Consider the following 17,632-nt stretch of genomic DNA (forward strand, 5'->3'; position numbering starts at 1 on the left):
ATCAAGACTGCTGCTTCAAAACAGCGGCAACTTCAGCGAGTTTCTGGCTGGCATTATCGACGCTGAGCAAACGCTGTTTGACTTCCATATCCAGTGGCAACAACTCTATCAGGCGCGAGGCCACCCAATCCTCATCATCCAGATGCTTCTGCAGTGTTGAATAGGGGGGCTCCAGCTGACCCAGAATATTGTCGAGTATACGGGCAAGATACTGCTGAGTCTCGGGCAGTGAAGCACCGATAATTTCCGGCAACAGCTCTACCTCGGCCTGAATGGACTGATCCCTGTTTGTCTGGCGGGACAAAATACTGAAACGCTGCTCACCCTCTAGTGTCACGCCCAGCATGCCATCCACACGGCGATTCCAGTAACGGATTTTGCACAGGGTTCCGACATTACAGGTTTCGGCAGCCTTGCCGACCTCCTGCCCCTGTTGAATCAACACGACACCAATGCCGCAATCCGTGCGCAGACACTGGCTTACCATATCCAGATAACGCGGTTCGAAAATCCGCAGCGGTAACACACCGCCGGGAAACAGAACGGTGTTGAGGGGAAACAGAGGGATCGTGAGTTTCATCAATTTACTGGCTGCTCAGGCAACTCATTCGGTGACGGGATTGCCCCACGAGCGGGTCAGGGACTGTTCGATACCCAGATGTTCCAGAATCCGAGCAACCACGAAATCGACCAGATCCGAGACACTCTGCGGCTGATAATAAAATCCGGGATTGGCGGGCATAATCGTGGCGCCGGCGCGGGACAAGCGCAACATATTCTCCAGGTGAATTACCGACAGGGGCATTTCCCGTACCACCATGAGCAGTTTACGCTGTTCTTTGAGCATCACGTCCGCGGCCCGTTCGATGAGGTTATCGCTATTGCCATTGGCCACCGCCGCCAGCGTGCCGGTCGTGCAGGGACAGATTACCATATGACTGGCATTGTGCGAGCCACTGGCAATAGGTGCGGTCCATTGCTCTTTGCCAAAGACCGTCAACAATTGCGGAGCAGACTGATAATATTCGGTAAACCAGGCCTGCATCTCCGCAGGGCGGGAGGGAATATCCAGTTCGGCCTCCATTTGCAATACCATCTGCGCTGCCTTGGATACCAGCAGATATACGGGTTGTTGCTTTTCCAGCAAGCACTGTAGCAAACGCAGGGCATAAGGCGCTCCCGAGGCGCCGGTCATGGCCAGTATGACAGGGCGTCTAACCGATTCGGACATAATAATCAGCCTTGATATTTATTGGACATATTCGTCATGTTCAGGCGTTCCAGTAATCGCTGATGCAGATTCTCAAACCCGCCGTTACTCATAATCAACACATGCGTATCGCCCTCTATCTGTTGCAGAATATGATCGATAATCGTTTCAGTATTATCGGCCACGCTAACCGGGGGCGTGGCCTGATCAAATATAGCAGCAATATCCCATGATAAACCCGCCGGGTGCAGAACAATCGCCCGGTCCGCCTCTGCCAGCGCCGCCGGCAAGGCCTCGCGCTGTACGCCAAGACGCATAGTATTGGAGCGCGGTTCCAGCACAGCGATAATCCGCGCCTTGCCCACATGCTGGCGCAATCCATTGAGCGTAGAGGCAATCGCGGTGGGATGATGGGCAAAATCGTCATACACCGTCACACCGTTGACCTTGCCGCGAATCTCCATACGCCGTTTAATATTACGAAAGTCGCTCAGCGACTCAATGGCCAGACCAGCCGGTACGCCGGCATGGCGCGCCGCGGCAATCGCCGCCAGCGCATTTTCCACATTGTGTAAGCCGAACAAGGGCCATTCAACTCGCCCCTGCGCCCTGCCCTGAAACTGCACATCGAATGTGGAACCATCCTCATGGTGCAGTTTGGCTGACCAGCCATCGGCATGGTTTATGGTTTCCACCGGCGTCCAGCACCCCCTGGCGATAACCTCCTGCAAAGCCGGACTTGCATCGTTGGTCACGATTAGTCCATTGCCGGGCACGATACGGAGCAGATGATGGAACTGGGTCTGTATAGCGGCCAGGTCAGGGAAGATATCTGCATGATCATATTCCAGGTTATTCATGATCAGGGTTCGTGGCCGGTAATGAACAAACTTGGAACGCTTGTCGAAAAAGGCGGTGTCGTACTCGTCGGCTTCCACCACGAAAAAAGGTTCCCGTCCGACGCGACTACTGACGCCGAAGTTGGCCGGTACACCGCCGATTAAAAAGCCGGGCTCAAGGTTATTTGCTTCCAACATCCAGGTCAGCATACTCGCGGTGGTGCTTTTTCCGTGGGTTCCGGCGACGCCCAGTACCCAGCATGAACCAAGTACATGTTGCGACAGCCATTGAGGGCCTGACGTATAGGGGATATCACTGTTCAGGATATATTCGACCAGCGGGTTACCACGTGACAGCGCATTGCCGATGACCACACAATCCGGACGAGGCTCAAGATGCTGCGGCTCATAACCTTCCATCAGCGAAATCCCCTGCTCTTCGAGCTGGAGGCTCATGGGCGGATAGACATTGACATCGGAACCGGTCACCGTATAACCCAGTTGTCGGGCTAAAATGGCGATACCGCCCATAAATGTGCCACAGATACCAAGGATGTGAATATGCATGCGTGGTCCAGTGTCGTTCCGAATTAGATTCAGCTTACCTGTGGAAGCATTGCATTAAACGCCGCCAGGCCCAGAATCAGGTAACCTATTGCGATGATAACACCGGTCAGCCGATGAACCGACAGAGCGTGAGAAAGAACATGCCCGACAATCACCAGACTCCAGATCTGCATCGCCATGATAAGCAATGTTGCCATGGTAAGATTGTCTGGGTTCTGGTGGGTAATAAAATCCAAGGGTAACATCAACAGCGAAAGAATAATCCCGGTTCCGGTCAATGCTGTCAATGTCTGAACGATTCTTGCACGGTATCCGAACAACGACAGCAAACCGGCCGTGATCGATAACATAAGCAGGGTGTGCAAAATAATTATGCCAGCCAGCTGCCATGCAGTCACCCCGGCTAACAGAAGATTGACTCGTAGATTATCGACAGCATAACCGAGGAGCAATAATACTAGCAGTAGTGGCGGCGAATGGGGTATATCTTCCGGCCCCTTGCGCAGCAGGCAGATCTCCCAGAAACGCGCCACCAGCGGTCTGGCATAGGCCAATAACCGGTTACTCATTACAACCACCCGTTTTACGTCTGTTATCTGCGTGTAACTGATTCTGATTCAGTAGATAATATAGGGTGAAACTGGTAGTGTCATCACCCATGTCAAATTACCAATATATCGAGACTATACCGCAACTCGAAGCGGCCTGCGAAATCCTGCGCCTCAACCCGGTGCTGGCGCTGGACACCGAGTTTATGCGCGAAAAAACCTATTATGCCCGGCTCTGCCTGATCCAGATCGCCAGTGAGGATCAGGTCTACATTCTCGACCCGCTGCGCCTTGAGCATTTGCAGCCCCTGTTTGAATTACTATATGACCCGGGCATTCTCATAGTCCTGCATGCCGGTCGTCAGGACCTGGAATTGTTCTATGACCTCACCGGCCGAATCCCCGCCCCGGTGTTCGACACTCAGATTGCCGCAACGCTACTGGGTTTTGCCGATCAGATCGGTTATGGCGCACTGGTCGAAAAGGTCCTCGGTGTGCAATTGGACAAATCACACGCCCGGACTGACTGGGCCCAGCGTCCTCTTTCTGACAAACAGCTGACTTACGCCGCCGATGATGTCGTCTACCTGATGCAGCTCTATCCGGAAATTCATCGCCGACTGCAAAAGCTTGGCCGCGAAGCGTGGCTGACAGAGGATTTTGCCGCTCTCTCGCAACCGGAGTTGTATCAAAATGACCCGGCACAAAGCTGGCAACGAGTCAGTGGCCACGGCCGACTGAAGCCACGGCAGCTGGCCGCCTTGCAGGGTCTCGCCATGTGGCGAGAAAAACGCGCCCAGCAGCTGGACAAGCCCCGCAAATGGATACTGAGTGACGATGTGTTATTAAACCTGGCTCAACGACTACCTGATAAAAAGGACAAGCTCGCCGCCATCCGCGGGCTGCCCGAGACCGTGGTACGTGAACATAGTGACCCGCTGCTCGCGGCGATCCAACAGGCCCGAGCCATGCCCGAATCCGAACTCCCGCAAACCCGGGATAGATTTATCCCCGATCATGATCAGGAGTTAGTCATTGACAGCCTCTTGCTCTATCTCAAGTATCTGGCTTTCAACAGCCAAATCAGTCCGGCAACACTCGCCAATCGCAAGGAAATAGAACGTCTTGTCAGAGGCGAACGTGAGCTGGCAATACTCAAGGGCTGGCGTGAACATATTGCTGGTCAAGCATTACTGGATATGCTCGAAGGTAAAACAGTTATTCGGATCGACAATGGGCAGCTGAAAATCCAGAGCGCAAGCTGAGTCCTGTTGGCAACAACATTGTGGCCCGGCCTACATTCTCTGTATGCAAGCCGCCTGTTTCAGGTGTTCCATCAACTATGTCGCTACCCTCTAAACAAAGCGATCACTTTTCCTGGCATACCGGCTGCCGGTTTACCCTGCTTGTGGACGGTGAGCAATACTTTCCGAAAATGCTTGCGGCTATTAATCAGGCCAGAGATTTTATTTTGCTGGAATTTTATCTGGTCGAATCCGGGTATATCACCCGCCGCTTTATTAAAGCACTGACCAGGGCCCGTCAGCGCGGCGTGTCTGTTTATATGCTGCTGGATGACTATGGTTCCCGCTTCCTGGAACCTCTGGACCGTGAGGTTTTGCTGGCCCAGGATATCAATCTTGTCTGGTACAATCCGTTTGATTATCTTCGCTTCTTTCGTAGCCTGCGCCGCGACCACCGCAAGCTGTTACTGGTCGACGGCGTCAAAGCCTTCACCGGGGGCACCGGCCTGAGTGACGCCTTTGCCCCGCCGTTTGATTCGCAACAGGCCTGGCACGAAGTAATGGTACAGATTGAAGGTCCGATAGTGGCCGACTGGCAACAGGTATTTTCCCATACGTGGCAAACGGTTACCGGTCGATTACCAGATTTACCTGCTTGCAGCAGACAACAGCACAGCTCGGAGCAATCAGGTCGGCTGCTAATTTCTGCCGGATTATCCCTGCAGGAAATCAAACGAGCTGTTATCAAAAATGTGCGCCATGCCAACCAACGCATCTGGTTTACCACGCCTTACTTTGTACCTTCACGCAAGATTCGTCGTGCCCTGATTCGTCGCGCCAGGGCAGGTGTCGATGTCAGACTGCTGCTGCCCGGTCCCCTGAGCGATCATCCCTGGGTATCCCATGCCGCGCGTGGATTTTATCATCGCTTATTACGGCACGGCATCCGGATATTTGAATACCAGCCTCGCTTTACCCACGCCAAGATCGGGCTGTGTGATGACTGGTGCACAATCGGTTCCAGCAATCTGGACCGTTGGAACCAGCGGTGGAATCTGGATGCGAACCAGGAAATCGACGCCAGGGATTTCGCCGCACAGGTGGCACAATTATTTGAAACTGACTTTGCACAAAGTCTGGAAATCACACTCGATGGCTGGCTGGCCCGGTCAAGAGTCCAACGGCTGCAGGAATGGCTGGCCGCCCGACTGGTTATGCTGATCGAGCTTGTCGCACGCCGTTATCGAAAATAATCGGGTATCAGGCATGAAAAAGGGGGCCGAAGCCCCCTTTTTCACCTAGCGCCGCCTTCTGGCGCTTTTCTTCTTGGCTTTCTTCTTCGTCTTTTTCTTGGCGACCTTCTTCTTGGCAGCTTTCTTCCTGGCGCCCTTCTTCTTGGCGACCTTCTTCTTGGCAGCTTTCTTCTTGGCTACCTTTTTCCTGGCGACCTTCTTCCTGGCGGCCTTCTTCCTGGCGACCTTCTTCTTGGCGACCTTCTTCTTGGCGACCTTCTTCCTGGCGACCTTCTTCTTGGCAGCTTTCTTCTTGGCTACCTTTTTCTTGGCGACCTTTTTCCTGGCGACCTTCTTCCTGGCGACTTTTTTCTTGGCAGCTTTCTTCCTGGCTACCTTTTTCTTGGCGACCTTCTTCTTCGCCGCTTTTTTCCCCACCTTCTTCTTGGCTACCTTCTTCTTGGCCACTTTCTTTTTGCTGCTCTTTTTAGCTGCGGCCTTTTTCTTGGCGACTTTTTTCTTGCCAGCTGCTTTTTTCTTGGCACTTTTCTTCTTGGCAGTTTTCTTCTTACCGCCACTCTTGCTGGTCGGTCCTTTCTTGAGAGGTTCAGGGGCTGGCTTGGCCGTAGATTCAGTACCGGGCAGGCTGGCCAGGATACGTTCCACCGCGGCGAAAATATCGCTGATTTCACCCACGCCCTGAACAGTACGCAACTTACCCTGACGACGATAGTACTCGATCAGCGGGGCGGTTTGCTCCTGATAAACCTCCAGGCGCTTGCGAATGGTCTCCTCGTTATCATCTTCGCGCTGGGTCAGTTTGCCACCGCACTTGTCGCAAACGCCCTCGATGCGCGGCGGGGAGAAATAGATATTGTACATCTGGCCGCAGGAGCTGCAGGTCCGGCGCCCGGTCAAACGTTTGACGAGCATATTCATATCCACATCGATCAACAAACTGACCTGTAGCGGCTTGCCCATCTCCCCGAGTAGCTGATCGAGGGACTCGGCCTGGGCCGTATTGCGCGGGAACCCGTCCAGAATAAAGCCCTTGTCGGTATCGGGTCGCGACAGACGCTCACGCATCATGCCCAGTACGATATCATCGGAAACCAGCTGACCTGCATCCATCGCGGCCTTAGCTTGCATACCCAGCGGCGTTCCCTTGGAGACCGCCTCGCGCAGCAGATCCCCGGTTGAAATCTGCGGTATGCCGTATTTTTCTACCAGCAGTTTGGCCTGGGTGCCTTTACCGCCCCCCGGCGCACCAATTAATACGATTCTCATTGTTTTCTATACTCCATTGGCTGTATTTGTCATGAGTCAGGCTTGTGCTGAAATTTCCTGTCGTTAACAGACTGCCATCTGTATACATATTTTGATTAAAACTAATCCCTGACATGGGTCAAGTCAATGTGAATCCGCCGCAATTTTGACCCCGTTGATTAACTCAACAACGGCGCAATCACCAGGCTGACAATGGCCAGCACATTGATCAGGATGTTCATTGAAGGCCCCGAAGTGTCCTTGAACGGATCGCCTACCGTGTCCCCCACAATGGCGGCCTTGTGGCTGTCGGATCCTTTGCCACCCAGTTCGCCCCCTTCGATATACTTCTTGGCATTATCCCAGGCCCCCCCGGCATTGGACATCATCAGCGCCAGCAATACACCGGTGACCAGCGCGCCGCCCAGCATCCCGCCCAATGCTTCGGGGCCAATCAGAAAACCGACCAGTGGCGGCGCCGCCACAGCCATACCGCCGGGTAACAGCATCTTGCGCAGCGCGGCGTCAGTGGCAATCGTAATACAGCGATCGGTATCTGGTTTTGCGGTACCTTCCATTAATCCCGGGATATCCCGAAATTGACGCCGAATCTCCTGAATCATCGTATAGGCTGCGTCGCCCACCGCCGTCATCGTCATGGAAGTGACCAGAAACGGAAAAATCCCGCCAATGAACATGCCCACCAGTACCTCTGGTCGGGCCAGATTCAGATTGAAATCGGGCAGGTTATGGGACACCGTCTGGATATAGGCAGTAATCAGCGTCAGCGCCGCCAGCGCCGCCGCGCCAATCGCAAAACCCTTGCCGATAGCTGCTGTGGTGTTGCCCACCCGATCCAGTGTATCGGTGATCTCCCGGGTCTCTTCGCCCAGTTCCGCCATTTCGGCAATGCCGCCGGCGTTATCCGCCACCGGTCCGTAAGCATCGATGGCCATGGTCATGCCGACGGTTGCCAGCATACCGACCGCCGCGATCCCCACACCGTACAAACCGACCCAGTGACTGGCCAGGTAGATAATCAACGCAATACTCAATACCGGAAACAACACCGAGCGAAATCCGGTCGCCAGCCCGGTAATGATCACCGTGGCCGCACCGGTCCGGGAGGATTCAGCCAGATGCTGCACCGGCTTGCCGGCAGTATAGTATTCAGTGGACAGGCCAATCACCATGCCGCCCGCGGCGCCCAGCAACACACAGAACCAGACGTCGATATGGACCCCCAGAGCGCTAATCACCAGCCAGGCAGCGAGCATGAACAGCATGGCGGTTCCCAGCAGGGAATAGCGAATCGCCTGCTGGGCCCCGCGGTTCTGGTACAGACGCATTACCGCGATCCCCACCAGCACGCACAACAACCCCATGCTGGATAATGCCAGCGGCAGGAACATCAGGGTCGACTGGGAACCCAGCCGGGTCAGTGCTGCCTCGGACATTACCGCGGCCAGCGCCAGGGTGGCGATCATCGCCCCGCAATAGGATTCAAAAATGTCCGACCCCATGCCGGCCACATCGCCAACATTGTCACCCACATTATCGGCAATCACGCCAGGATTGCGCGGATCGTCTTCAGGAATCCCGGCCTCGAACTTTCCCACCAGATCCGCGCCCACATCCGCCGATTTGGTAAAAATGCCGCCGCCAACACGGGAGAACAGCGCCACCGATGACGCCCCCATGCCGAAACCGTGAATCACATGCGAGCCGGCAGGATCGCCGCCGTAGACCACAAACAGACCTCCCAGACCAATCAGTCCCAGCGCTGCGACCGTCAGGCCCATAACCGCCCCGCCGGAGAAGGCAACGCTCAGGGCCCGGCCGGCGCCGACCGTATTGGCTGCATAAGTGGTGCGCACATTGGCGTAGGTGGCCGCCTGCATACCGATATAACCGGCGCCGGCAGAACAGAGCGCGCCAACCACGAAGGAAACGGTGGTTCCCACACCGAGATAAATATACAGGAGTACCGCAACTACCACGGAAAACAGGGTCAATTGCAGGTATTCGCGGCGCAAAAACACCATAGCGCCACGATGGATTTCTCCCGCGATCTCCAGCAGACGACCCTCACCTGCCGGGTAGCGACTGATGCGATAAAAAACCAAGAGTGCGGCCGCCAGACCGAAAATGCCGATGATCGGTGGTAACCAGATAAGTGATGACATACCTGCCTCCTGTTCTATTGTTAGGGTTATTATGCGTTATTACAGGTACGTTAATATGACACTTCCACATTACCCAAAGACTACGCACCTGACAATGGCCGGCATTTCTGTTTGGCGTCGGTGCTGGTAGAATAGGCACCTTTTGTGGCCCCGGCCAATTTCCCGGCCGGTTATACACCCCGGCGGCCAAATCAACCTATTTCGAGGCTTGAGCAATGAATCTGGACAGAGTGAATTCCGGCAAGGATATCCCCGACGACGTCAATGTCATCATCGAGATCCCCGCTCATAGCGATCCGGTCAAATATGAAGTGGACAAGGACACCGGTGCCATGTTCGTAGACCGTTTCATGAACACCGCTATGCATTATCCCTGCAACTACGGTTATGTTCCCCATACTCTCTCCGAGGACGGCGACCCGGTGGATGTGCTGGTGGTGACTCCCATGCCGGTCATCAGTGGTTCGGTGGTACGCTGTCGTCCCATCGGGATTCTGAAAATGACCGATGAAGCCGGTCCTGACGCCAAACTGCTGGCCGTGCCAATTACCAGGCTGTGTCAGCTCTACAACAAGGCCGAGACCCCTGAAGACATGCCACAGCAGCTACTCGACCAGATTGCCCACTTTTTTGAACATTACAAGGATCTCGAAGAAGGTAAGTGGGTCAAGATCGACGGCTGGGGCGACAAAGAGGCCGCTCATCAGGAGATTCTGGACTCCATCGAGCGTTATAACAACGCCCCGGAAAAACCCTGCTTCTGATACATCGACATTATAGTCTTAACCTGACCAAAGCGCTTCTGCCATGAAAGTCTGTATTGTCTCCGACAGTCACGATAACCGCTTCCTGCTCAGGGCCGCGGTCGAGGAGGGCAAACAGCGGGGGGCTGAAGTCGTGCTGCATTGTGGTGATGTGGTCGCCCCCACCACCCTGCGTACTCTCAATCCCGTGGGACTGCCGGTGCATGTCATTCATGGCAACAATACCGGCGACATGTACAGCATGGCCCGGCTCTCCCACGATCCTGATAGCCTGATCCACTATCACGGTCAGGACGCCGGCATCGAGCTGGGGGGACGCAAAATCTTTATTGTGCACTACCCCCACTACGCCCGGGCCATGGCCACCACCGGCGAATGGGATCTGGTCTGCTGCGGCCACGACCATCGCGCCCGGATCGAACCGATTGTCAATATTCGCCAGGGTCATACCTGGTACATCAACCCTGGCACCGTGGGCGGCATCGGCGCCGAACCCACCTATGCCATGGGCAACCTCGATACCCTCGAATTCGACATCCTGCCTGTCCCGGTTGACGAAAGCTTGCAAGTCAACAAAGCCTCCGTCACCCCGCATACCTGATGTCCCTGTAGCTGGAAAAACCCAACGCAGAGGCGCAAAGAACGCAGAGAAAAGATTGATTGTGCAGATCGCGCTGGCGATAGCTTGCGTGACCCTGCTCAAAATGAAGATAACCACCGAAACATTGAATACGCTGAACGACACAGAAAAGGGTCAGTGAATTGAATCCAACTTAATGTTCGCCATTGTCGGTTGGTATATTTTTAATTATCTCTCTGTGTATCTCTGCGCCTTTGCGCCTCTGCGTTGAGATCTTTTTAATACCCGGCGGTGTTGTTTTCGACCCAGCGTTCGCCTTCAGCGGTCTGTTCTTTTTTCCAGAACGGCGCTTTGGATTTGAGTTCTTCCATCAGATAGCGGCTGGCTTCGAAGGCGTCCTTGCGATGCGCGGACCAGACGGCGACCAGAACGATGGCGTCATCGGGTTCGACCCTGCCGACCCGATGCAGGATCAGGCTGTCGAGCAGCTTCCAGTGGCTGGCCGCATGCTGGCTGATGCGCTGCAGGTACTTTTCCGTCATCCCCGGGTAATGTTCCAGCTGCATGGCGATGACGGTCTCGCCCTCGTTCAGGTCGCGCATGCTGCCGACAAACACGGCCGTCGCGCCGTAGCGTCCGGCCGCCTGCATGGTCTGCTGGTATTGCAACAGCTCGGCATAGGGCTCGAAGGGTTGTTCACGGATTTCGCTGTGCATCTCAACCCCCGGTGACCGGCGGGAAAAAGGCGACCTCGTCGCCATCGCGTACCGGCGTCGCGGAATCGACATATTCCATATTCCGTGCCATTAACACGTTGACCGGCAACTCGGCGTTGCCGGTGGCTTGCGCCCAGACCTCGGCCACGCACAGTGGCTCACTGGCATCCAGTCGGGCCTCGCTGCGTCCGATCTGTTCTCGCAAACTGGCGAAAAATTTCACTTCAATCGTCATGGTTTCGGTACCGAAAGCGGGGGCAGGATTGCCCCGACAGGGCGGGCAGCCTATCATGGATGCTGGCACAGCCCCAACTGGATAGTCTCTACTATTTATGAGCAAACTGACCCATTTCAATCAGGACGGTGACGCCCACATGGTCGATGTCGGGGACAAATCCGTCACCCGCCGGCTCGCCGTCACCGGCGGCGAGATCCGGATGCAAGCAGAAACCCTGCAACTGATTATCGACGGTGGCCACAAAAAAGGCGATGTGCTGGGTATTGCCCGCATAGCCGGTATTATGGCCGCCAAGCGCACCGCCGATCTGATCCCGCTCTGCCACCCGCTGATGCTGACCCACGTGGAAGTGGAACTGATCCCGGATCCAAAAAACCATTGCGTGCATTGTCGCAGCACGGTTGAAACCCGCGGTCAGACAGGGGTAGAGATGGAAGCGCTGACCGCGACCCAGATAGCATTGCTGACCATTTACGATATGTGCAAGGCGGTGGATCGGGGAATGAGCATGCACAATATCGGCTTGCTGGAAAAACAGGGCGGCAAGTCCGGTCACTGGCAAAGCCAGCCGGCCTGAGTCCATGTCAGCCTCCTCACCGGTTGGCCCGCCCGACTCGATCGAGCAACTGCTCGAACGTAGCCGGCAGCTCGCCGGTCTTCACTTTGCCGAGCTGGCCAAAAATCTGGGCGAACCCGTTCCGGATGACCAGCGTCGCGCCAAGGGCTGGCTCGGCCAGCTACTGGAGCAAGCGCTGGGCGCCGACGCGACCTCGTTACCCGAACCGGACTTTCGAAAACTGGGGGTGGAACTCAAAAGCCTGCCACTGAATGCTGCTGGTCAGCCCCGCGAGTCCACCTATGTCTGTACCGTGCCGATGCATGACACACAGCAGCTAAGCTGGGAGCGCTCCTGGTTGCGGCTCAAATTACAGCGGGTCTTGTGGGTACCGGTCGAAGCCAATCCCGATATTCCCTTTCATCGGCGGCGCATTGGTACGGCCCTGCTCTGGTCTCCCTCAAGCGAAGAGGAAGCCCTTCTGCGCGATGACTGGGAAGATCTGATGGAACTGATTTGCCTGGGCCGCTGGGAAGAGCTCTCAGCCCGTCATGGCCGATACCTGCAGATTCGCCCCAAGGCCGCCCATTCACGCATTCTCACCGCCGCCCATGACAGCGATGGCAACCTGTGTCAGACCCTGCCGCGTGGTTTTTATTTGCGCACCAGTTTTACCCGGCGAATCCTGGAACACCACTATGCCCGCACCTGAACGGTGCGCACTCAGGAATCGCGCCATATTGCCGATAACCGTTCAGATTACAGATATTTTTTCCAACTCATTCACCATCGGCCTGGCTGTCTATGAACGGACTGAAACACTGGATTCACCTTATCGAGCAACAGGAATTGCCGATTTTCCGTTACACTATTAATGCCATCCATGATGTCGTCAGTGACGAAGACAGTTCCACTGCTCGCCTCGCCCAGGTCATTTTGCAGGACGCATCCCTTACCGCTCGCATCCTGAGAATTGCCAACAGCACGACTTACAACCCGACGGGATCACCTATCAACACGGTCAGTCGCGCGATCGTATTCATCGGTTTTAACATGGTGCGTGATCTGAGCCTGACTCTCGCGGTGATCGAGGCGCTGCTCAATCGCAAGGGACAGAAGCACATTTTTCAACTCATGGCACGCGCCTTTCACGCCGCAGTACAGGCCCGGGCCATGGCTGTGCAACGCGGTGATGATGCGCCGGAAGAAGTATTTATTGCGGCCCTGCTCTACCCCCTGGGCGAGATGGCTTTCTGGTGTATTGCCGGTAAAGAAGGGGAAGAGATACTCCGGCTGATAGAAAAAGAGGGGCTGTCACCCAGGGCCGCTCAAAAACAGGTACTGGGCTTTACCTTTGAACAGCTTACCGTAGCACTTACCCAGGACTGGCACCTGAGCGATCTTCTGCACAGTGCGATTAACAATCCTTCTTTAAAAAACCCACGAGTCCGCGATATCACTGACAGTCACAAACTCTCGACCGAAACTGAAAAAGGCTGGGACAATCCGTCTGTACAAAACAGCATTGAACAAATCGCACAACGCCTGGACTTGAACCCCCGGCAGACCCGTGAATGGCTGAAGGCAAATACCCAGGATGCGGTGGAAATTGCCCGGCTATTCGGCGCCGGCTCGATTACCGAATACCTGCCGATTCCACACCTCCACTCACCCAGCGAGGAAGAGGAGCCAGCAGATAAATATCCGGTTGCCGATCCGATCCTGCAACTGAGTATTTTACGCGATCTATCACGCATGCTGGAGAAACAACCCAGTATCAACCTGATTCTGGAAACGGTTCTGGAAGGTATATACCGGGGTTGCGGCATGGATCGCACCCTCTTCGCTATCCTCAGTCCGGACAAAACACTATTACGGTCCAAGTATGCCCTGGGTGAACACACCCGGCAGTTCAGCGAAAAATTTGTGTTCAATCTGGACGAGACACCTTTCTTCAACTGGTTGTTCGGACAAAACGACGCGGTCTGGATCAGGGACTGCAAGACAAAAGCCGCCGGTTCACCGTTAACCCCGGACTTTCTCGCCGTTGTCGATACCCCGGCTTGTCTGGCTTGTCCCATATCCATCAGAGGCAAACCTGTCGGGATACTCTATGCTGATCGCGCCCCAAGCGCCCGCAAGCTTGACGCCGATACATTCGAAAGCTTCCGTCACTTTTACCTGCAGGCAAAAATGGCCATCGATTATATCTCCGCTGGCGGATGATGTGCCCTGCGTAACATCCGGTGACAGCAAGAAATAATCTCCCTGATTCAATAGCATCACTGGCAGAAGCACACGTGCACGTCCCCTCTCTCGTCAGGGCCTGTTTGAATGGAGAATAATCGCCTGACAAACATCAGGCTATTGCGGGCAGACATCGCACGACAGGGGGGCAATATCGGTCTCTGTAAAATCGGCTGGCTAACCTTTATAATAATCCCCTGATACAACCGATACACACAAAGAATGCGCGGGAGTTCGCAATGAGTGAGTTTGATATTGATGAAGCCATGTTCGGTAACCGGGCGATGGCGTCGAACCCTGAAATGTCACTGGAAGATCAACTCAAGCTGCATCAACAGCACGTTGCCGAATTGCCGGACACTGCATCCAGTCTGGACCGCGCCCGCGCCCGACTGGATGTCGCCGAATTGCTGCTGGCTCTGGAGCGCAAGGATGAGGCCTGGGCAGAAGGACGCGAAATTATCCAGACATTTTTAAACAATGAAGCCTGGCAGGAAGCGGTGGAAACCTGCAATGTCCTGTTCCAGTGTGAACAGCCAGATTCGCTTTCAGCGCTGGGGCAGGGTGTCTGGCTGGCGGTGACCTTTCCCATCATGCCGCAGACAACGATTGCCATGCTCAATCATATCATTGATGAAACACCGGAGGACTCTGATGGTGCCGCCGTGGCGGCGATCACCTCTCATTACATCGCCGACCTGAGGACACCGGAAGACAAACATGAAAGCCTGACATTCCTGACTTCCAAGGTTCTGGCGGATGTTGCCCGGCGACACAGTAATGTTGAATCACAGGAGCAGATGGATATGTGGCTCAAGAAACTGGAGCTGGAAGACCCCAAAGCCTTTTTGCCCCGCCTGTCCACGGTGATCGATGTACTGGTTCAGGATGACTGGTGGTTTGATCGCGAAGCAGTACGGGAAAAACTGCCGGTTAACTGAATAGTCTACTAGCGGGGACGCCGGCGACGAACAGGTATCACGAATTAGCTGAGATCTCCCGCCCCGGCCCGGCTTTCAGCCTGGTTTCCGGCGCTTTGTACACGCAAACGGTCGTGTCGATCCACGATAATCTGATTGCGTCCCAGCCGTTTGGCTTCATACATCGCATCATCTACCCGTTTGAGCAGTGACTCGATATTATCACCCTCTTTCAACAAAGCTACTCCGGCCGAGAAGGTCGGTGCCGGGACATCGGTTTCTCCACAGTGACATATCGTCTCGGCGGCTTTTTCCTGTACCTTGCACAAGGCTGACAAAACCCCATCGAGATCTGTATTTGGGAGGATCACGGCAAATTCTTCGCCGCCATAACGCGCAACCATATCGTGATGCCGAAACGTTGTCAGGATGTGATTTGCATAGCAGGTCAGCACCGCATCACCAACAACATGTCCATATTCATCATTAACGGCTTTGAAAGAATCAAGATCCAGCAGGACCACGGCCAGATGAAAGCCGTAACGTTGTGAGCGACCCACTTCATCCTCGAGACGGCGCATCAAGGCCCGCCGGTTAGGCAGGTCGGTCAGTTCATCGGTCATACTCAACAGGCGCACCCGGGCCAGTTCCTCGCTAAGTTGCTGACTGTCGGTTTCAATCATCTTCAGATATTGCTTGGCTTCGGCCAGTTTTCCCAGCAACCCCTGATATGCACCGCCAAGTTTCTCCACGTCTTCCATCAGGCTGTGACGTAACAGGTTGATGTCATCAATCTCCTCGGCCTCGGCCAGACCCAGCTTGACATTCTCCAGCATGTCACCGAATTGTTTATTTTCGTCAATCGTCTCCTGTATATGCTGCATCAGCTTGGCCTGAACTTTTTCCGCCTGCCGGTGCTGAGTGCTGAGGTATTGACGGTACCTGGAAGCCAGTTCCTGTTCAGTCGACTGATCGTTACGGGGTAACAATTCTTCAATCAGGTTCTGAATCAACTGGCGTTGTGACTCGTGTTGCGGTGACGGGATTTCTTCGTCCTGTTCTTTCCCGTTCGGCTGTTGTGCTGCAATTTCACCAGAAGCGCTATCATTAGCGTCATCATCACTATAATAAGAAAGTACCGGCTGCAGGGCTCGACGTAATACAGCTTCGTCGATCAGCTCCATACGGGAAATATGCAGGGCATACAGATCTATGTGCCGTTGCAGCTCTTTCAGCTCATGACTGGTATGAGGCAACCGGAGTTGTTTTTGCAGCAGCTTGACATGCAAGTGCATTGAACTGCCGGGACTGAGATGCTTGGAATAAACATCCAGCAGCGAACGCAACCAGTAGCGCAGGATTTGATCACGATTGTTCTGTTCCTGCTCATGCTCGCTCAGCATGCGCTCCACATGCTGATATAGCACCATACCAGAGGTCGACGATTTAAGATCGTCAAGCAGATTCAGAACGCGGCCGGCCGCGCCGGAGTAGACAGAGGCTTTCTCCCCGTCAGGCTTGACTCCGATCAGCGCATCGACGCCTCTGTTATCAGGTGCTGACATCACTGTCCCTAATTTGTCTGGTCTTGCTTTTCTGTGATCCCCCGAACAATCTCACCAGGCCCGCATGACACTGTTAACCGTAACAACATGCCATTACTGAATCGCTGGAAAACAATCAGTTGGCCAGATGATTGACTGAAATTATCTGATCCGCCTGTCTGGCGCAAGCAGTTCTTTTTTCAACATATTATGGATTAAAACCCGGCTGATGACTTTAGCGTTACAAGCACTTGGACCAACTTCGTAAACATTTTGTTTAATTGTGGCTTTTAACAAACTGAACCGATCACTACCGCACGTTTCAAAACCGCTATAATGGATTACAGACTTACGGGTTTTCCCTAACCCCCTGCCCCCTGTGCGGAGGTGTTCCATGTCACGATTATTTTTGGTATTCCCCCTGCTGGGATTGCTTGGCGCATGCCAGGCACCGCCCTTCTCACCCGACTCGCCACTGACAGGGGTGCCGGTGCAGTCCACCTTGATCCTGCATGAACCGCTGACCCTGCCACCCCGGACGGTCAGCCTCTGGTTTCAAAATGGCAAGCAACAAAAGGAATCGAACCTGGACCGCTATTATCCACATTGTAAATTCGAGACACTACGCATGCAGGATGTTTCCAAAATCGTTCAGCCCGACACGTTTGTGATTCATAAAGTGGTACGCTGGGATGACTATGCCACGCAGCCCGTTCAGCTGGCACACAACCGGTTTATATCGGGCCTTACACCGGGCGACAGCGATGGAGGTCTCTCTCATGTCAACACCGCAACTGAAATGTTTCTACGCTCCGGGCGACAGCCCGATGTCTATCGACTTGTCTGCAGTCAGTGGGAAGATGCAGCCGAAGCCAACCATGTGACCATCAACCAGATCCGTCGCGTGCTGGGTGAAATATTTACACTAAAATTACCGGAGAAACGGTCGATAAATTCAGACGGATCCTGATAAAC

The 17,632-nt window shown here is 54.5% G+C and carries 17 protein-coding genes and 1 pseudogene; 9 read left to right on the top strand and 9 right to left on the bottom strand.

Annotated features, from left to right (window positions below):
- Window position 1 precedes the first annotated feature (1 nt).
- The 4 genes from R6U90_RS12490 to R6U90_RS12505 are packed head-to-tail and all read right to left on the bottom strand — an operon-like array spanning window position 2 to window position 3,185.
- The gene (locus R6U90_RS12490; RefSeq protein WP_410353016.1) at window positions 2-580 is read right to left on the bottom strand and encodes an LON peptidase substrate-binding domain-containing protein; all 579 of its coding nucleotides are present in this window, start codon (window positions 578-580) and stop codon (window positions 2-4) included.
- 24 nt (window positions 581-604) lie between these two features.
- A complete protein-coding gene (locus tag R6U90_RS12495) occupies window positions 605-1,231 on the bottom strand; it encodes a flavin prenyltransferase UbiX (RefSeq protein WP_410353017.1) in 627 nt (208 codons plus the stop codon).
- Window positions 1,232-1,236: 5 nt separating this feature from the next.
- Entirely contained in the window at window positions 1,237-2,616 is a 1,380-nt protein-coding gene (mpl, locus tag R6U90_RS12500; RefSeq protein ID WP_410353018.1) for a UDP-N-acetylmuramate:L-alanyl-gamma-D-glutamyl-meso-diaminopimelate ligase, read from the bottom strand.
- Between the two features lie 29 nt (window positions 2,617-2,645).
- Window positions 2,646-3,185 carry a hypothetical protein gene (locus R6U90_RS12505; protein WP_410353019.1) on the bottom strand — a complete coding sequence of 180 codons (540 nt, stop codon included), beginning with the start codon at window positions 3,183-3,185 and terminating at the stop codon, window positions 2,646-2,648.
- An 89-nt stretch (window positions 3,186-3,274) separates the two neighbouring features.
- Here R6U90_RS12505 and rnd point away from each other — a divergent pair, with 89 nt between their 5' ends.
- The gene (gene rnd, locus R6U90_RS12510) at window positions 3,275-4,429 is read left to right on the top strand and encodes a ribonuclease D (protein WP_410353020.1); all 1,155 of its coding nucleotides are present in this window, start codon (window positions 3,275-3,277) and stop codon (window positions 4,427-4,429) included.
- 77 nt (window positions 4,430-4,506) lie between these two features.
- Window positions 4,507-5,661 (top strand): phospholipase D-like domain-containing protein, encoded by a 1,155-nt coding sequence (locus R6U90_RS12515; protein WP_410353021.1) that lies wholly within the window; start codon window positions 4,507-4,509, stop codon window positions 5,659-5,661.
- A 636-nt stretch (window positions 5,662-6,297) separates the two neighbouring features.
- Here R6U90_RS12515 and R6U90_RS12520 read toward each other — a convergent pair.
- Both R6U90_RS12520 and R6U90_RS12525 read right to left on the bottom strand, forming a co-directional pair.
- A pseudogene (locus R6U90_RS12520) lies at window positions 6,298-6,927 on the bottom strand (adenylate kinase); the annotation flags it as partial.
- A gap of 158 nt (window positions 6,928-7,085) precedes the next feature.
- Window positions 7,086-9,092, bottom strand: a complete 2,007-nt coding sequence (locus R6U90_RS12525; RefSeq protein WP_410353022.1) for a sodium-translocating pyrophosphatase — start codon at window positions 9,090-9,092, stop codon at window positions 7,086-7,088.
- A 215-nt stretch (window positions 9,093-9,307) separates the two neighbouring features.
- On the opposite strand from R6U90_RS12525, the gene ppa reads away from it, so the two are divergent.
- Window positions 9,308-9,856, top strand: a complete 549-nt coding sequence (gene ppa / locus R6U90_RS12530) for an inorganic diphosphatase (protein ID WP_410353023.1) — start codon at window positions 9,308-9,310, stop codon at window positions 9,854-9,856.
- A 43-nt stretch (window positions 9,857-9,899) separates the two neighbouring features.
- On the top strand, window positions 9,900-10,457 hold the full coding sequence (locus R6U90_RS12535) for a metallophosphoesterase family protein (protein ID WP_410353024.1): 558 nt from the start codon (window positions 9,900-9,902) through the stop codon (window positions 10,455-10,457).
- Window positions 10,458-10,714: 257 nt separating this feature from the next.
- On the opposite strand, the gene R6U90_RS12540 is transcribed toward R6U90_RS12535, so the two are convergent.
- Both R6U90_RS12540 and R6U90_RS12545 read right to left on the bottom strand, forming a co-directional pair.
- On the bottom strand, window positions 10,715-11,152 hold the full coding sequence (locus tag R6U90_RS12540) for a molybdenum cofactor biosynthesis protein MoaE (RefSeq protein ID WP_410353025.1): 438 nt from the start codon (window positions 11,150-11,152) through the stop codon (window positions 10,715-10,717).
- Between the two features lies 1 nt (window position 11,153).
- Window positions 11,154-11,387 carry a MoaD/ThiS family protein gene (locus R6U90_RS12545; protein WP_410353026.1) on the bottom strand — a complete coding sequence of 78 codons (234 nt, stop codon included), beginning with the start codon at window positions 11,385-11,387 and terminating at the stop codon, window positions 11,154-11,156.
- Window positions 11,388-11,484: 97 nt separating this feature from the next.
- Between R6U90_RS12545 and moaC the strand changes: the two genes are divergently transcribed.
- From moaC to R6U90_RS12565, 4 genes are all read left to right on the top strand, one after another.
- The gene (moaC, locus tag R6U90_RS12550; protein WP_410353027.1) at window positions 11,485-11,967 is read left to right on the top strand and encodes a cyclic pyranopterin monophosphate synthase MoaC; all 483 of its coding nucleotides are present in this window, start codon (window positions 11,485-11,487) and stop codon (window positions 11,965-11,967) included.
- Window positions 11,968-11,971: 4 nt separating this feature from the next.
- Window positions 11,972-12,658 carry a DNA mismatch repair endonuclease MutH gene (gene mutH, locus R6U90_RS12555; protein WP_410353028.1) on the top strand — a complete coding sequence of 229 codons (687 nt, stop codon included), beginning with the start codon at window positions 11,972-11,974 and terminating at the stop codon, window positions 12,656-12,658.
- 92 nt (window positions 12,659-12,750) lie between these two features.
- Window positions 12,751-14,172 (top strand): HDOD domain-containing protein, encoded by a 1,422-nt coding sequence (locus R6U90_RS12560; RefSeq protein ID WP_410353029.1) that lies wholly within the window; start codon window positions 12,751-12,753, stop codon window positions 14,170-14,172.
- A 260-nt stretch (window positions 14,173-14,432) separates the two neighbouring features.
- Window positions 14,433-15,134, top strand: coding sequence for a hypothetical protein (locus R6U90_RS12565; RefSeq protein ID WP_410353030.1), 702 nt, complete (start codon window positions 14,433-14,435; stop codon window positions 15,132-15,134).
- 44 nt (window positions 15,135-15,178) lie between these two features.
- On the opposite strand, the gene R6U90_RS12570 is transcribed toward R6U90_RS12565, so the two are convergent.
- Complete coding sequence (locus R6U90_RS12570; protein WP_410353031.1) at window positions 15,179-16,678, bottom strand: GGDEF domain-containing protein; 1,500 nt, start codon at window positions 16,676-16,678, stop codon at window positions 15,179-15,181.
- A 373-nt stretch (window positions 16,679-17,051) separates the two neighbouring features.
- On the opposite strand from R6U90_RS12570, the gene R6U90_RS12575 reads away from it, so the two are divergent.
- Window positions 17,052-17,627: a hypothetical protein gene (locus R6U90_RS12575; protein ID WP_410353032.1), complete on the top strand. Its 576-nt coding sequence runs from the start codon at window positions 17,052-17,054 to the stop codon at window positions 17,625-17,627.
- The last annotated feature ends 5 nt before the right edge of the window (window positions 17,628-17,632 follow it).

Source organism: Thiohalophilus sp., assembly GCF_046483665.1.
Taxonomy (GTDB): Bacteria; Pseudomonadota; Gammaproteobacteria; order UBA6429; family Thiohalophilaceae; genus Thiohalophilus.

Bases quoted from the DNA above. Each gene is read 5' to 3' on its own strand.
- R6U90_RS12540 (WP_410353025.1), bottom strand. From the start codon at position 11,152: ATGCACAGCGAAATCCGTGAACAACCCTTCGAGCCCTATGCCGAGCTG.
- R6U90_RS12570 (WP_410353031.1), bottom strand. From the start codon at position 16,678: ATGTCAGCACCTGATAACAGAGGCGTCGATGCGCTGATCGGAGTCAAG.
- R6U90_RS12575 (WP_410353032.1), top strand. From the start codon at position 17,052: ATGTCACGATTATTTTTGGTATTCCCCCTGCTGGGATTGCTTGGCGCA.
- R6U90_RS12545 (WP_410353026.1), bottom strand. From the start codon at position 11,387: ATGACGATTGAAGTGAAATTTTTCGCCAGTTTGCGAGAACAGATCGGA.
- ppa (WP_410353023.1), top strand. From the start codon at position 9,308: ATGAATCTGGACAGAGTGAATTCCGGCAAGGATATCCCCGACGACGTC.
- R6U90_RS12495 (WP_410353017.1), bottom strand. From the start codon at position 1,231: ATGTCCGAATCGGTTAGACGCCCTGTCATACTGGCCATGACCGGCGCC.
- R6U90_RS12525 (WP_410353022.1), bottom strand. From the start codon at position 9,092: ATGTCATCACTTATCTGGTTACCACCGATCATCGGCATTTTCGGTCTG.
- R6U90_RS12490 (WP_410353016.1), bottom strand. From the start codon at position 580: ATGAAACTCACGATCCCTCTGTTTCCCCTCAACACCGTTCTGTTTCCC.
- R6U90_RS12535 (WP_410353024.1), top strand. From the start codon at position 9,900: ATGAAAGTCTGTATTGTCTCCGACAGTCACGATAACCGCTTCCTGCTC.
- R6U90_RS12515 (WP_410353021.1), top strand. From the start codon at position 4,507: ATGTCGCTACCCTCTAAACAAAGCGATCACTTTTCCTGGCATACCGGC.
- moaC (WP_410353027.1), top strand. From the start codon at position 11,485: ATGAGCAAACTGACCCATTTCAATCAGGACGGTGACGCCCACATGGTC.
- R6U90_RS12505 (WP_410353019.1), bottom strand. From the start codon at position 3,185: ATGAGTAACCGGTTATTGGCCTATGCCAGACCGCTGGTGGCGCGTTTC.
- mpl (WP_410353018.1), bottom strand. From the start codon at position 2,616: ATGCATATTCACATCCTTGGTATCTGTGGCACATTTATGGGCGGTATC.
- R6U90_RS12560 (WP_410353029.1), top strand. From the start codon at position 12,751: ATGAACGGACTGAAACACTGGATTCACCTTATCGAGCAACAGGAATTG.
- mutH (WP_410353028.1), top strand. From the start codon at position 11,972: ATGTCAGCCTCCTCACCGGTTGGCCCGCCCGACTCGATCGAGCAACTG.
- rnd (WP_410353020.1), top strand. From the start codon at position 3,275: ATGTCAAATTACCAATATATCGAGACTATACCGCAACTCGAAGCGGCC.
- R6U90_RS12565 (WP_410353030.1), top strand. From the start codon at position 14,433: ATGAGTGAGTTTGATATTGATGAAGCCATGTTCGGTAACCGGGCGATG.